Here is a 13433-nt window from a genome sequence, read left to right on the forward strand (position 1 = left end):
GAACGGAATAGTCCAGTGCATGGACGCTGGCTGGGCACGAACGGGAGGGAACGCGTGCGACTGGATTGGTGGAAAGACGGGCTTCAGGTGAACCTTCACATTCGTCCGGCTGGATTCGTGTTGGCTGCTGTGTACGCCATCGCCTGCTGGGCCGCGCGCCAACTGTCACTGGATCAGTTCTACCTGCCCGCTGGCGTTCGTGTAGCAGCGGTTCTGTTGTGCCCGCCGCGGTTGTGGCCCTATCTGTTGTTGGGCGAATACGCCTACTTCGCGCAGATGCGTTACCCGATGGTCGAAAAGTACGGGCTCACCTGGGTGATCCTGGCGTCGGCCAGTTTGATGCCGGCGGTGATGTTGCTGACCCGCCTTCATCAGAAGCTGGTGCACGCCACAACCAACATCTGGCTCATATCGCTGGCGGCATCAAGCGCGATTGTCGTCTCCCTAATCAACCGCAGTCTTTCCGAGCTGCTGTGGCCGATCCCCCCCGCAACGCCGTACTTCACCAGTGTGGCCCGCTACATGGTGGGCGACTTCATCGGCATTCTGACGATTGCCCCGCTTGTTCTGCTTTGGATGCGTCAGAGCAGCGACCGCGAGAACAAGCCTGGTTTCTCTACCGCGACGATAGCCGGCCTTGGCACGATGATCGCACTGGGACTTCTTGCGACACTTGTGCCAACGGAGTCGTCCGCCGCCAAGACCAGCCTGCAACTACTGATGGCGCTGCCCGCCATTGCGCTCACCTGTCTTCACGGCTGGCGCGGCGCCGCGATCAGCGTCCCGGCACTGAACCTCGTCCTCGGGCTGACGATGGCCAGCCCCTCGCCAACATCATTCGACGCGGCAACATTCGCCACGCAGCAGATCATGGCGATCACCGGTGCCGCGCTGCTCGTGCTTGGCTCTCGGATCACGCACTACTACCACCAATACAGAATTCGCGACTTCGATGGAAAAAACGCCATCAAACTCGCGCGGACCTCGCATATCGCCAGTGAAATGGACCTGCGCGAGCGTGCGCTTCATCTGCGCAGACTCGGGGATGGCATCGACATGTCCCTCGGCGAGATTGTGAGCTGGTTGAAGCAACAGGGGCATCACACGATTGCGACCAGCCTGCTGCACACGTCGGCCGTGCATTCGCGCCAGTTCCGCGAGCAGACCAGCATGGTGTATCCCACGTCGCTGGAGCATCTGGGCCTATATGTCGCCCTACAGGCCGGCGGCGTGAGAGAGGCATGGGAGCTCACGGCACGGGTGCTTCGGCCACAGCTTGGCGGCGATCCCTGTCGATTGAGCGTTGAGCTGCAGTTGGCAACGTATCGAACACTGACCGAGGCCGTGTCGCTCCTGCTGAAGAGCGAATCCGGGCAGGTGCGTGTCCGCGCGCGTTGCGGACGCGTTGGACACCAGAGCGGAATCGTACTCACGGTGGGCCTGCTCGATTCCCGGCGCAGTCTGTCTGACGCGACAGTCGCGTTGGCGACAGAGCGCCTGGCAGGCCGAACCCTGGCCTACAGTGGTGTCGTTCAGTGCAGACGCAATCGAATCAGAATGGCGCTGTTTGAGACATCAACAAGTTCAAGTGCCGCGGCCATGCAGTCCAGCACGCTGGATCAAGCTGGTGTGGCAGGCTTGGGCAGTCAGCAAGCACTGACCTGAGCATCCGAAACGGGCCAGGACCTGCAGGTGGTCATTGCCACCTGCAGGCGGTTGCCTATGTCACTGGCCGGCTTCTACCGACCACACTGCATTGGCGCCACTGCCATACAGCACCAGGGAGAACTCAGCCCCCCTGTACACCAGCGAACGCGTGACGCCCGTAGGCAACTGAAGGTGCTGCGTGGGCAACGATACCTTCGCCGTGCTCTCGCCAGCCGGGAGCACCCAGAACACATCATCTGCGCTACCGATGATCACCTGCACCCTACCCGCCAGATCATTGATCTGATAGTAGGAAATTCCGTCCCGCTGGAATCCGTACAGACGCCAGTTCGGATCAAGGCTCAGGTCCAGAGCCATCGGCTGGGACTGGCCGAGACCGCGCTTGGCCAGTTGTACCCCGTGATCGTCGGACTGGGCCGATGCGATCATGGGAATAGCCGCCAGGATCAGAATACCTGCTGCGTTGCGAAGAGTGGAAAGCCGCACATTAACCTCCGAGTCGTTTCTGGTTTAGGGATGTCCGGCGATGGTACTGCCAAGCCACCGACCGGTTGAACAGCATTCGGCGTTGAAGCCCGTGGGCTGCGGGCGCCCTCGTCGCAAACTCCCGATGGGCCAGCCCACGTTGGCGGACAACGCATTACAGCATCAGCGAGAAAGATGCATTCTGGCCTCCAGAATCCCGTCAATGCGCCAGCGATACTATCTCCAGTCCTGGGAACATTTGCCCATTCCGTTTGACCTCTCGCTGCTCAAGAACGTGCACTTTCCGAAGCGACAGAAGCACGTACCACGGGGGCGACTGGCGGAGCGGATACTCGCCTATGGCGGCGGTGCCACCAGAATCGATTCCGGACGGTTCTGATGGCAGACCCGGCAAGAGCCGCGTCTGAAATCCCGGGACACCGTGGGTTCGCGCCTGTCGGCGCCTCTGGCAGTGGCAGACATGAGGCGCTGACCAGATCGCCATGGGTCGTAGATATCTGCGGTGGTCTGGACCAGATTCAGCCGTTTCCGGCTCACGGCTGGACCAAAGGGACCCTCAACCGCCGCTTGCGGGAACCTCGACGGACCAGATGGCGTCATTGCCCTCGCCGTACACCACCAGCGCAAACTCGGCACGCCTGTACACCTCGCGGCGCACGGCGTTGCCCGGCACGACCAGACGCTGGGACGGCAACGACGTCCGTGCGGGGCTCTTCCCGGCCGGCAAGGTGAAGAATTGATCGTCGATCTTGCCCACGATCACGCGCACCTGGCCTGCAAGATCATTTACCTGGTAATACGAGATTCCATCGCGCTCGAAACCGTACACGAGCCAGTTGGGATCCTGGCTCAGGTTGACCGCCAATGGAAGCGATTCACCCATACCGCTTTTGGCCAACGCAATGCCGTTGCCATCGCTCGGACAGCAGGCGGCTGCCGCGACAAACGGCATCGAGAGCAGGCTAACGACCAGAACCACATCACGAACGCGGTAAATTCGCACAAGCACCTCCATAGGATAAGAAATGGAAACGGCCAGACGATTCTATCGTTGCCGCGGGCACATATTCCTTGACAATATTCCTAAAGAGTAATGACCCCGGTTGTTTCTCCGCGCCAGAGTGGGCATCAGTCCCGTACAGTGCCGTCAGGTCCATGCAGCGCGCGGCAGAGGGTTTCAGAGGCACTGCCTGGCGCCAAGGGTCCCACCGGCGCAACAGCATGGGCCCTCCAGCATCGCCCGTCCCGACCGGCACCGCGGCACGGCCAACCAATCCACCCTAAAGTTGCATGTGAAATCGCCGCTATATCTGCCGACCCACTCGAAATCGAGCGTACGCCACATGCCGGCTCTGTTGCAGGGCGCTTTCGACAGCGACCCCGGTGATGCCTTACCCCAGCGGATCCTGCTGGTGGAAAACTCGCGCACCTTCACCAGCATGCTGCGCGAGGCGATCGAGCAGCGGCTGGAGCTGCCGGTGTTCGTCGCCACAAGCCTGGCCGAGGCCGGACGGCTGCTGGACGAGGAACAGGGCTGGTTCCTGGTCCTGACCGGGCTGGTGCTGGCCGATGGCGACCGCGACAACGTGGTGGAGTTCTTCCTGTCGCGCGGGCTGCCCACGGTGGTGGTCAGCGGCGTCTACGACGAAGACCTGCGCAAGCGCGTGCTGCAGCAGCAGATCATCGATTACGTCCTGAAGAACACCCCCGGCAGCATCGATTACCTGGTGTGGCTGGTGCAGCGGCTGGAGCGCAACCGGCGCATCGCGGCCCTGGTGGTGGATGATTCGATGTCGGCGCGGATGTACGCCGCCTCGCTGCTGCGCATGTACGGCCACACCGTCTACGAGGCCGCCGACGGCGCCGAGGGACTGAAGGCGATCGAGGCGCACCCGGCGATCCGGCTGGCCGTGGTGGACCAGGAAATGCCCGGCATGGAGGGGGTGGAGTTCACCCGCCGGCTGCGCACCCTGCGCTCGCGCGACAAGGTGGCGGTGATCGGTATTTCCGGCAACACCGACCCCTCGCTGATCCCGCGCTTCCTCAAGAACGGAGCCAACGACTTCCTGCGCAAGCCGTTCTCACGCGAAGAGTTCTTCTGCCGCGTCTCGCAGAACGTGGACCAGCTGGAGCTGATCGGCACCCTGCAGGACCTGGCCACGCGCGACTTCCTGACCGGGCTGCCGAACCGGCGCAGCTTCCTGGAGCAGAGCCAGCGCCAGCTGCCGCAGCTGCACCTCAACGATGATCTGGTGGCGGTGGCGATGATCGACATCGACCACTTCAAGCACATCAACGACACCCACGGCCATGAGGCCGGCGACGACGCGCTGCGCGCGGTGGCCGCTGCCGTGGCGGGCCACGCCCGCGACCAGGACCTGATCGCACGCTTCGGCGGTGAGGAATTCTGCCTGCTGGTGCCGGGGCTGGAAGAAGACGAGGCGCGCGGCTACTTCGAAATGCTGCGCGAGCGCATTGCCGCGCTGGAGGTGAAGCTGGGCGACACCACCCTGCGCATGACCGTCAGCATCGGGCTGTGCTGCCTGCGCCCGCAGCGCGATTCCCTGCACCGCCTGATCTCCGAGGCCGACCGCCAGCTGTACCTGGCCAAGGCCGGCGGGCGCAACCGGGTGAGCTGCACCAGCGTGGCCAGTGCCGCCCGGGAAACCGCCCTGGCGCCTTGATCGAGATCAACGCGAGCGTGTCGCGATCAACCTAGAGTCGTTCCCAGTTGAACACCACAGGGAACGCACCATGGCACTTCTGGTCTGGCAGGACGACCTGAACATCGGCATCGACGTCATCGACCACCAGCACATGCGGATCGTGGAGATGCTCAACCACCTGCACGTGGCGCAGACCAGTCTGCAACGGCTGGCGGTGGCCGAGGTGATCGACGAACTGGTGGACTACACCATGTCGCACTTCGCCTTCGAGGAAGAGCTGATGGAGGAAGCCGGCTACCCGTTCTGTGCGGCGCACAAGCGCGTGCATGAGATTTTCATCAAGCGCGTGGCCGAGTACCGCCTGCGCTTCCAGGCCGGCGAAGACATCAGCGACGAACTGCGCACCATGCTGTCGCGCTGGCTGTTCAACCACATCCGTGGCGACGACAAGGCCTACGCGCCGCAGGTCAAGCTGCACCTGAACCAGTTCGCCCGCGAGCACCAGCAGGGTAACTGGCTGGGGCGCACGCTCAAGCGCTTCTTCCGCTGACGGCCGCGCGCCGGCCCATGGCCAGCAGCGCCAGGATGGTGACCAGCGCGGTGCCGCACAGGTAGAAGCCCACCGCGAGCAGGCCGAAGCGCTCGGCCAGCCAGGTGGCCACGTAAGGCGCCGGGGCCGCGCCCAGGATGCCGGCCAGGTTGAACGACAGCGACGCCCCGGTGTAGCGCACCTGCACCGGGTAGATTTCGGCCAGGAACGTGCCGCACGGGCCGTAGGTGAGGCCCATCAGGAACAGCCCCAGCGACAGGAAGCCCAGCACCAGCCACGGGCTGCCGGCCTGGAACAGCGGGGCGAACACGATGCCGAACGCGAGGATCAGGCCGCTGGCCACGATCATGGTGCGGCGCGTGCCCCAACGGTCGCCGTACAGCGCCGACAATGGAATGCCGGCCGCGAAGAACAGGATGCCCACCATCTGCAGCAGCAGGAACTGCTCGCGGCTGTACTGCAGCACGGTGGTGCCGTAGCCCAGGGTAAACACCGTCATCAGATAGAACAGCACGAACGTGGCGAACGCGCCCAGCGTGCCCAGCACCAGGGTCAGGCCGTGTTCGCGCATGACCGTCCACATGGGCAGCTTGACCCGCTCGTTGCGGTCCAGCGCGGCCTGGAACTGCGGGGTCTCATGGATGTTCAGGCGGACCCACAGGCCCACCGCCACCAGCAGCGAGCTGGCCAGGAACGGAACGCGCCAGCCCCACTGCAGGAAGTCGGCATCGCTCATCGCCCGCCCCAGCAGCAGGAAGATGCCGGCCGACAGCAGGAAGCCCAGCGGCGCGCCCAGCTGCGGGAACATGCCGTACCAGGCGCGCTTGCCCGGCGGCGCGTTCTCGGTGGCCAGCAGTACCGCCCCGCCCCACTCACCGCCCAGCCCAAGGCCCTGGCCGAACCGGCACAACGCCAGCAGCGCCGGGGCGAGGATGCCGATGCTGGCGTGCGTCGGCAACAGGCCGATCGCCACGGTGGACACGCCCATGGTCAACAGGGCGGCCACCAGCGTGACCTTGCGCCCGATCCGGTCGCCGTAGTGGCCAAACACCGCCGAGCCCACCGGCCGCGCGATGAAGGCCACCGCGAAGGTGGCCAACGACTGCAGCAGGGCCGCGCCGTCGCTGCTGTCGGGGAAGAACAGGTGCGGGAACACCAGCACCGCCGCCGTGGCGTAAATGTAGAAGTCGAAGAACTCGATGGTGGTGCCGATCAGGCTGGCCAGCAGGATCCGGCGCGGGGGGTTGGCAGCAGGTGCAGCGGGAGTCGACATCGGGCACACGCAAAAGGGCAGCTGCCCGATTCTGCCATGGCCGCACGACGCTGCGGCCGATGGTTGCAGACGTGACCGTCGCCGCGGGCACGCCGGCCCGGCGCGGTCACTCGCCCAGGTGGATCCAGGTCGCCTTGAGCTCGGTGTACTTGTCGAAGGCGTGCAGCGATTTGTCGCGGCCGATGCCGGACTGCTTGTAGCCGCCGAACGGGGCGGTCATGTCGCCGCCATCCCACTGGTTCACCCACACGCTGCCCGCGCGCAGCTGGCGCGCCACCCGATGCGCGCGGCCCAGGTCGCGGGTCCACAGACCGGCGGCCAGGCCGTAGCGCGAATCGTTGGCCAGCCGCACCGCATCGGCCTCGTGGTCGAAGCCCAGCACCGACAGCACCGGACCGAAGATTTCCTCGCGCGCAATGCTGTGGCCGGCGTCCACCTCGTCGAACACGGTGGGCTGCACGTAGCTGCCACCGGCCACCACCTCCACCCGCTTGCCGCCCAGCAGCAGCCGCGCGCCTTCGGCCTGGCCGCGGTTGATGTGCTCAAGCACGTGGTCGGCATGGGCGTCGTCGACCAGCGCTCCCATCGGCGCGTCCGGATCGAATGGGTGGCCGGGCTGCATGCGCCGTGCATGGGCCAGCACGCGGGTCACGAATTCGTCCTGGATGGAGCGCTGCACCAGCAGCCGCGACGCCGCGGTACAGACCTCGCCCTGGTTGTAGAAGATGCCGGTGGCCGCCGCTTCGGCCGCCTTGTCCAGATCGGGCGCGTCGGCGAACACCAGGTTCGGGCTCTTGCCGCCGCACTCCAGCCAGGTGCGCTTGAGGTTGGACAAGCCGGCGCACTGCAGCAGGCGCCGGCCCACCGCGGTGGAGCCGGTGAAGGCCAGCGCATCCACGTCCATGTGCAGCGCCAGCGGCTCGCCGGCGCGCTTTCCATCGCCGGGCAGCACGTTGAACACGCCTTCGGGGATACCGGCCTCGGCGACCAGCGCCGCCAGCCGGATCGCACTCAGCGGCGACCGCTCGGACGGCTTGAGCACCAGCGAATTGCCGGCCGCCAGCGCCGGGGCGATCTTCCAGCAGGCCATCAGCAGCGGGAAGTTCCACGGCACGATGGCGGCCACCACGCCCACCGGCTCGCGACTGACCAGGCCCAGCGTGTCCGGTGCGGTCGGGGCGATCTCGCCGTACACCTTGTCGATGGCCTCGGCGGTCCAGCGCAGGCAGCGCACCGCACCCGGCAGGTCGCCCTGGCGCGCGTCGCGGACCGGCTTGCCCATGTCCAGGCTTTCCAGCAGCGCCAGCTCGTCTGCGTGCTGTTCGACCAGGTCGGCCAGGCGCAGCATGAGCGCCTTGCGGTGCGTCGGCGCAGCGCGCGACCAGTGCCCGGCATCGAAGGCGCGGCGTGCGGCGGCCACCGCGCGCTCCACGTCGGCGCTGCCGCAGTCGGCCACCTGGGCCAGTACGCGGCCGTCGATCGGGCTGATGCAGGCAAAGCGCGCGCCATCGGCGGCGTCCACGTAACGGCCATCGATGAAGGCCTGGCCGTTCACTACCAGCGCATCGGCCTGGCGTTGCCATTCCTCACGGGTACGGGCAGCGGTCATCGGGGTCTCCAGCAGTGGATATCGGCCCCCTTTATACCCACCGTCCTCACCCCGCGCCGTGATGCATCTGCGATAGAGTCGTGACCATCCGGTTCCCTGCGGAGTTGCCGATGCGCCGTGCCGAACACCCGTTGTCGTCCCTGTCCCAGCAGCGCCCCGACACGATGGACGCGTTCTGGATGCCGTTCAGCGCCAACCGTCAGTTCAAGGCGTCACCGCGCCTGCTGGTGCGGGCCGAAGGCATGTATTACCACGATGTCGACGACCGCCCGGTGCTGGATGCCGCGGCCGGGTTGTGGTGCTGCAACGCCGGCCATGCGCGGCCGCGCATCGTGCAGGCGATCCAGCAGCAGGCCGCCACGCTGGATTTCGCCCCGCCCTTCCAGATGGGCACGCCGTTGCCGTTCGTGCTGGCCCAGCGCCTGGCCGCGCTGGCACCGGCACCGTTGAACCATGTGTTCTTCAGCAACTCGGGTTCCGAAGCGGTGGATACCGCGATGAAGATCGTGCTGGGCTACCACCGCCTGCGCGGTGAGGGGCAGCGCACCCGCTTCATCGGCCGTGAAAAGGCTTACCACGGGGTCGGGTTCGGCGGCATGTCCATTGGCGGGCTGCCCAACAACCGCAAGCAGTTCGGGTCATTGCTGGCCGGCAGCGATTTCCTGCGCCACACCCTGGACCTGCAGCGCAATGCGTTCAGCCCGGGCCTGCCACGGCATGGCGCCGAGCTGGCCGAGGACCTGGAGCGGCTGATCGCGCTGCACGATGCCTCCACCATCGCCGCGGTGTTCGTCGAACCGGTCGCCGGCTCGGCCGGGGTGATCCTGCCGGCGCCGGGCTACCTGCAGCGGCTGCGCGAGATCTGCGACCAGCACGGCATCCTGCTGGTATTCGACGAGGTGATCACCGGCTTCGGCCGGGTGGGCAACGCATTCGCCGCGCAGCGCTTCGGGGTGACCCCGGACCTGATGACACTGGCCAAGGGGCTGACGAATGGTGCGGTGCCGATGGGCGCCACGCTGGTGTCCGATGCGGTGCATGCGGCCTTCATGCAGGGCCCGCCGGCGGCGATCGAGCTGTTCCACGGCTATACCTATTCGGCCCACCCGCTGGCCTGCGCGGCCGCGCTGGCCACGCTGGACACCTATGCCGAGGAGCACCTGTTCGAGCGTGCCATCGAGCTGGGCGAGTACTGGCAATCGGCGCTGCACAGCCTGCGCGGCCTGCCGCACGTGGTGGACATCCGCAATTTCGGGCTGATCGGCGCGGTGGAGCTGATGCCGCGCAAGGATGCGCCCGGCGCGCGTGGCTATGAGGTGTTCGAGCGCTGCTTCCGCGATGGCAGCCTGCTGGTGCGCTGCACCGGTGACGTGATCGCGCTGTCGCCGCCGCTGATCATCGACAAGGCGCAGATCGACCGCATCGTGGAGATCCTGGGCGACATGATCAACGCCACCGCCTGAGGCCCCACGGGCCGGCCGCGCTGTCTGAACCCGGCGACCGGGACGCGACTACCCCGCCCCATTACAATGGTCGGTCACGTTGGCTCGCGTACCGGATTGCATGGACATTGTTGTCAAAGAAGAACTCAAGGCCTACATCGATCCCCTGACCACCGACGAGCACGACGCGCTGGAGCGCAGCATCCTGGCCGAAGGCTGCCGCGATGCGCTGGTGCTGTGGGGCGATGTGCTGGTGGACGGGCATAACCGTTTCGGCATCTGCCAGAAGCACGGCCTGCCGTTCCAGACCGTGCAGAACACCCGTTTCCAGTCGATGGACGACGTGCACCTGTGGATGATCGAGCAGCACCTGGGGCGGCGCAGCGTGTCCGACTTCCAACGCGGCGTGCTGGCCCTGCGCAAGCGCGACATCCTGGCCGAGCGCCATCGTGCCGAGCAGGCCCAGCTGCAGAAGGAAAGCGACGGCGAGATCGCCGATGCCAGCCCGGAGAGTGACGAGGACAGCCCGCCGTGGGCACCGGCGCCGAAGGTCAGCCGCGCCGACATGGCCCGCGAAGCGCGCCTGAGCAGCAGCCAGGTGACGATGATCGAGCGCATCCACAAGCAGGCCGCGCCGGAGCTGGTGGAGGCGGTGAAGACCGGGGTGATCTCGATCAGCGCCGCCGCGGCGGTGGCCGACCTGCCCGAGGATGAGCAACGCGCTGCGGCCGTGGGCGGCAAGGACGAGCTGAAGCAGGCCGCCAAGCGCGTGCGCGAGGCCAAGCGCAAGCCGCGCAAGCCGGTGCAGGAAGTGCTGCGCAGCGCTGATGGTGACACCGAGGTGGACCCCAGCCGCGAAGCCGAGATTGCCGACGCGCTCAACGCATTGGGCGAAGGCCCCGCCGAACTGCGCCAGCGTGTGATTGCGCTGACGCTGGAAAACGACGCCCTGCGCCAGCAGCTGGCGGCACTGCGCAGGCAGCTGGCCGCGTAACGCCGGGCTCTGCCCGGCTGCAGCGCGATCTCCGTAGAGCCGGGCTCTGCCCGGCTGCTCTTCGTGCGGGCATCGCCATGGCCTTTCGGACGGTATGCGTGGTTGCCGGCCAGCGGCCGGCACTACCGGTTGGCTCCGGTACGGGGTGAGGGATTGCCGGGTAGAGCCCGGCACTGCCGTTCTGTCGGGGTTCGCCTGGTTGCCGGCCAGCGGCCGGCACTACCGGGTGCTCATACGGGGGTGGGTAGACTGTGGGGATGACGCCTATTTCTCCGCCCGATCCCCGCCGCGCGCAGCTGCGCCGTCTCAAACTCATCGCGCTGGCGATGCTGCTGGCCATGCTGGCCGGCTTCGTCATCAGCCATCTGCAGGGCGAGCGCGGCATCTGGGCCTGGGTGTCGGCGTTCTGCGAGGCCGCCGCCGTGGGCGCGCTGGCCGACTGGTTCGCCGTGGTGGCGCTGTTCCGGCGGCCGCTGGGCCTGCCCATTCCGCACACCGCGATCATCCCGCACAGCAAGGACCGCATCGCCGACAGCCTGGCGGTGTTCGTGCGCGACCAGTTCCTGGAACCGCAGGCGCTGCTGGCGCGGTTGCAGGTGTTCGATCCGGCCAGCCGGCTGGGCAGCTGGCTGGCCGACCCGGCACGGTCGCGGCTGTTGGCCGACATGGCCCGCGGCTGGGCACTGCAGGCGCTGGACTTCCTGGACGAGGCGGCGGTACGGCGCAGCATCCAGGGCTTTGTGATCCAGCAGCTGCGCCAGTGGAATGCCGCAGCCACCGCCGGCGAGCTGCTGGGCCTGCTCACCGCCGACAACCGCCACCAGCGCGTGCTCGACGAGGGCCTGACCCGGGTCAGCGAGTGGCTGGACAACGAATCGGTGAAGCAGCGCGCGTCCGAGCTGATCGTGCGCTACATCCAGCGCGAGTGGCCCAAGCTGGCCAGCACCGTGAACTGGGTCAAGCCGATCGACGAGATCGGCGACAGCCTGGCCGAGCGCATGGCGCACGCGGTGCTGGCCGAACTGCAGCAGATTCTGGCCCAGCCCGAGCACCCGCTGCGGCGGGATTACGAAACCTGGCTGGCCGACTATATCCAGCGCCTGCGCACCGACCCGGCGCTGGCCGGGAAGATCGACCAGATCAAGCAACAGATCATCGACCATCCGGCCGTGCAGGACTATGTGCAAGGCTTGTGGGAGCGCATCCACGCCAGCCTGCGCGCGGACCTGTCCAGTGAGGAGTCGGCACTGGCCGGCCACCTGCGCCGCAGCCTGGCCTCGGTCGGGCAGGCGCTGCAGGACGATCCGTCGCTGCGCGATGCGCTCAACCAGCACCTGATGGACGGCGCCGAGCGCCTGACCAGCCGCCTGCGCGAAGGCGTCACCCAGCACATCGCGCAGACCGTCAAGGGCTGGGACGAGCGCCACCTGGTTGAACAACTGGAACTGAGCGTCGGCCGCGACCTGCAGTTCATCCGCTTCAACGGCACCTTGGTGGGCGGCCTGATCGGCCTGCTGCTGCACGCCCTGACGGTGTGGATGCACTGGTAGGCACCCCCGCCCGGTTGACGGATTGACCGGGTGTTTTTGTGAATTGGTTCGCGTATTCTGCCGCGCATTCCGGGCTGGTGTGGCCCACAGGGGGAATGATGCAACGGACCATCCTTGCGCTGGCGCTGTGCGCGCTGGCCAGCAGCGCCCATGCCGGGCGCGTGTACAAATGCGCCGCCGGCGGGCAGACCATCTACCAGACCGTGCCCTGCCCGCCCGAGCAGGACACCGGCGTGACCCGACCGATCACCCGCGACCCCAAGCTGAGCTGGGAAGAACGCACCCGCGCCCAGCGCGAGCTGTACGACGCCCGCCGGCGCATGCAGGCCGATGCCGGCCGCGGTCAGCCGGCGGTGCGCGGTACGGTCATCGACGGTTCGGTGGACCCGGAAAAGTGCGACGACCTGCGCGTGCGCCGCGACATCAGCGAAGCCTTCGGGCGCACCGCGCCGCCGCGCATCGAAGACGAGATCAAGAAGGCCTGCGCGAAGCGGTGAGTGCAGCGGGCATCTGCCCGCTTGCAACCAGTATCCAATCAGATACACTCATCGTCATGACGTCGGTGCGGGCAACCGAGGACTTCGACAGGTGGCTGCGCCGATTGCGCGACACGCGAGCGCGCGCGTTCATCGCAGAACGCATCCAGCGCCTGGCCCATGGGCTCGAAGGTGACGTCAAGCCGGTTGGCGGCCACGTCAGTGAGCTGCGCATCCATCATGGCCCGGGGTACCGCGTGTACTTCACGCGGCGTGGCAGGCAATTGATCATCCTGCTCTGTGCCGGCAGCAAGGACAGCCAGGCATCGGACATCAAGAAGGCGCAACGGATCGCCGACCAGCTCTAGCGTGCGCTGCCACGCGGCTCTCTCTCCAGGAATCTCTCCATGCGCAAGCCTCACCTTCTCGCCTTCGACCCTGCCGACCATCTGGTCGACGACGCCGCCATTGCGGTGTACCTCACCGAGGCGCTGGCCGCCGACGACGCGGTGCATTTCCAGGATGCACTGCAGGCCGTGGCGCGCGCACGCGGAATGGCCCACATCGCCGAGTCGACCGGCCTGGGCCGCGAGAGCCTGTACAAAGCCCTCAAACCCGGCGCGCACCCTCGCTTTGACACGGTGCAGCGCGTGCTTGGCGCGCTCGGCGTGCGGCTGACGGTCACACCGCTGGACCACTCCGGGCAGGCCTGAGCGTCC

The 13433-nt window shown here is 66.8% G+C and carries 13 protein-coding genes; 9 read left to right on the top strand and 4 right to left on the bottom strand.

Annotated features, from left to right (window positions below):
• Positions 1–54: 54 nt before the first annotated feature.
• On the top strand, positions 55–1665 hold the full coding sequence (locus tag AC1DCJ_RS02175; protein ID WP_448135567.1) for an MASE1 domain-containing protein: 1611 nt from the start codon (positions 55–57) through the stop codon (positions 1663–1665).
• A 60-nt stretch (positions 1666–1725) separates the two neighbouring features.
• Here the strand turns inward: AC1DCJ_RS02175 and AC1DCJ_RS02180 are convergent, their stop codons facing one another.
• Both AC1DCJ_RS02180 and AC1DCJ_RS02185 read right to left on the bottom strand, forming a co-directional pair.
• Positions 1726–2154: a hypothetical protein gene (locus tag AC1DCJ_RS02180; protein ID WP_313246904.1), complete on the bottom strand. Its 429-nt coding sequence runs from the start codon at positions 2152–2154 to the stop codon at positions 1726–1728.
• 556 nt (positions 2155–2710) lie between these two features.
• Complete coding sequence (locus AC1DCJ_RS02185) at positions 2711–3157, bottom strand: hypothetical protein (RefSeq protein WP_314403714.1); 447 nt, start codon at positions 3155–3157, stop codon at positions 2711–2713.
• Positions 3158–3497: 340 nt separating this feature from the next.
• Between AC1DCJ_RS02185 and AC1DCJ_RS02190 the strand changes: the two genes are divergently transcribed.
• Both AC1DCJ_RS02190 and AC1DCJ_RS02195 read left to right on the top strand, forming a co-directional pair.
• Positions 3498–4838 (top strand): GGDEF domain-containing response regulator, encoded by a 1341-nt coding sequence (locus tag AC1DCJ_RS02190; protein ID WP_313246902.1) that lies wholly within the window; start codon positions 3498–3500, stop codon positions 4836–4838.
• 70 nt (positions 4839–4908) lie between these two features.
• Positions 4909–5370, top strand: a complete 462-nt coding sequence (locus AC1DCJ_RS02195) for a bacteriohemerythrin (RefSeq protein WP_128096289.1) — start codon at positions 4909–4911, stop codon at positions 5368–5370.
• Here AC1DCJ_RS02195 and AC1DCJ_RS02200 read toward each other — a convergent pair.
• Both AC1DCJ_RS02200 and AC1DCJ_RS02205 read right to left on the bottom strand, forming a co-directional pair.
• Positions 5351–6643 carry an MFS transporter gene (locus AC1DCJ_RS02200; RefSeq protein ID WP_478069973.1) on the bottom strand — a complete coding sequence of 431 codons (1293 nt, stop codon included), beginning with the start codon at positions 6641–6643 and terminating at the stop codon, positions 5351–5353. The two genes, AC1DCJ_RS02195 and AC1DCJ_RS02200, sit on opposite strands and share 20 nt — an antisense overlap.
• Before the next feature lie 106 nt (positions 6644–6749).
• Positions 6750–8252, bottom strand: coding sequence for an aldehyde dehydrogenase (locus AC1DCJ_RS02205; RefSeq protein WP_478069974.1), 1503 nt, complete (start codon positions 8250–8252; stop codon positions 6750–6752).
• A gap of 110 nt (positions 8253–8362) precedes the next feature.
• Here AC1DCJ_RS02205 and aptA point away from each other — a divergent pair, with 110 nt between their 5' ends.
• From aptA to AC1DCJ_RS02235, 6 genes are all read left to right on the top strand, one after another.
• The gene (gene aptA / locus AC1DCJ_RS02210) at positions 8363–9715 is read left to right on the top strand and encodes an omega-aminotransferase AptA (protein ID WP_137189048.1); all 1353 of its coding nucleotides are present in this window, start codon (positions 8363–8365) and stop codon (positions 9713–9715) included.
• A gap of 100 nt (positions 9716–9815) precedes the next feature.
• Complete coding sequence (locus AC1DCJ_RS02215) at positions 9816–10688, top strand: ParB N-terminal domain-containing protein (protein WP_478069975.1); 873 nt, start codon at positions 9816–9818, stop codon at positions 10686–10688.
• Positions 10689–10945: 257 nt separating this feature from the next.
• Positions 10946–12238 carry a DUF445 domain-containing protein gene (locus AC1DCJ_RS02220; protein WP_314403718.1) on the top strand — a complete coding sequence of 431 codons (1293 nt, stop codon included), beginning with the start codon at positions 10946–10948 and terminating at the stop codon, positions 12236–12238.
• A gap of 98 nt (positions 12239–12336) precedes the next feature.
• Complete coding sequence (locus AC1DCJ_RS02225; RefSeq protein ID WP_181406228.1) at positions 12337–12735, top strand: DUF4124 domain-containing protein; 399 nt, start codon at positions 12337–12339, stop codon at positions 12733–12735.
• Between the two features lie 56 nt (positions 12736–12791).
• A complete protein-coding gene (locus tag AC1DCJ_RS02230) occupies positions 12792–13082 on the top strand; it encodes a type II toxin-antitoxin system RelE/ParE family toxin (protein WP_137189044.1) in 291 nt (96 codons plus the stop codon).
• A 39-nt stretch (positions 13083–13121) separates the two neighbouring features.
• Positions 13122–13427, top strand: coding sequence for an addiction module antidote protein (locus AC1DCJ_RS02235; protein WP_038689351.1), 306 nt, complete (start codon positions 13122–13124; stop codon positions 13425–13427).
• Positions 13428–13433 lie beyond the last annotated feature (6 nt).

The organism is Stenotrophomonas sp. 10N36 (genome assembly GCF_056395005.1).

Coding starts and splice junctions, on each gene's coding strand:
- AC1DCJ_RS02190 (WP_313246902.1), top strand. CDS start 3,498: ATGCCGGCTCTGTTGCAGGGCGCTTTCGACAGCGACCCCGGTGATGCC.
- AC1DCJ_RS02195 (WP_128096289.1), top strand. CDS start 4,909: ATGGCACTTCTGGTCTGGCAGGACGACCTGAACATCGGCATCGACGTC.
- AC1DCJ_RS02200 (WP_478069973.1), bottom strand. CDS start 6,643: ATGTCGACTCCCGCTGCACCTGCTGCCAACCCCCCGCGCCGGATCCTG.
- AC1DCJ_RS02205 (WP_478069974.1), bottom strand. CDS start 8,252: ATGACCGCTGCCCGTACCCGTGAGGAATGGCAACGCCAGGCCGATGCG.
- aptA (WP_137189048.1), top strand. CDS start 8,363: ATGCGCCGTGCCGAACACCCGTTGTCGTCCCTGTCCCAGCAGCGCCCC.
- AC1DCJ_RS02215 (WP_478069975.1), top strand. CDS start 9,816: ATGGACATTGTTGTCAAAGAAGAACTCAAGGCCTACATCGATCCCCTG.
- AC1DCJ_RS02220 (WP_314403718.1), top strand. CDS start 10,946: ATGACGCCTATTTCTCCGCCCGATCCCCGCCGCGCGCAGCTGCGCCGT.
- AC1DCJ_RS02225 (WP_181406228.1), top strand. CDS start 12,337: ATGCAACGGACCATCCTTGCGCTGGCGCTGTGCGCGCTGGCCAGCAGC.
- AC1DCJ_RS02230 (WP_137189044.1), top strand. CDS start 12,792: ATGACGTCGGTGCGGGCAACCGAGGACTTCGACAGGTGGCTGCGCCGA.
- AC1DCJ_RS02235 (WP_038689351.1), top strand. CDS start 13,122: ATGCGCAAGCCTCACCTTCTCGCCTTCGACCCTGCCGACCATCTGGTC.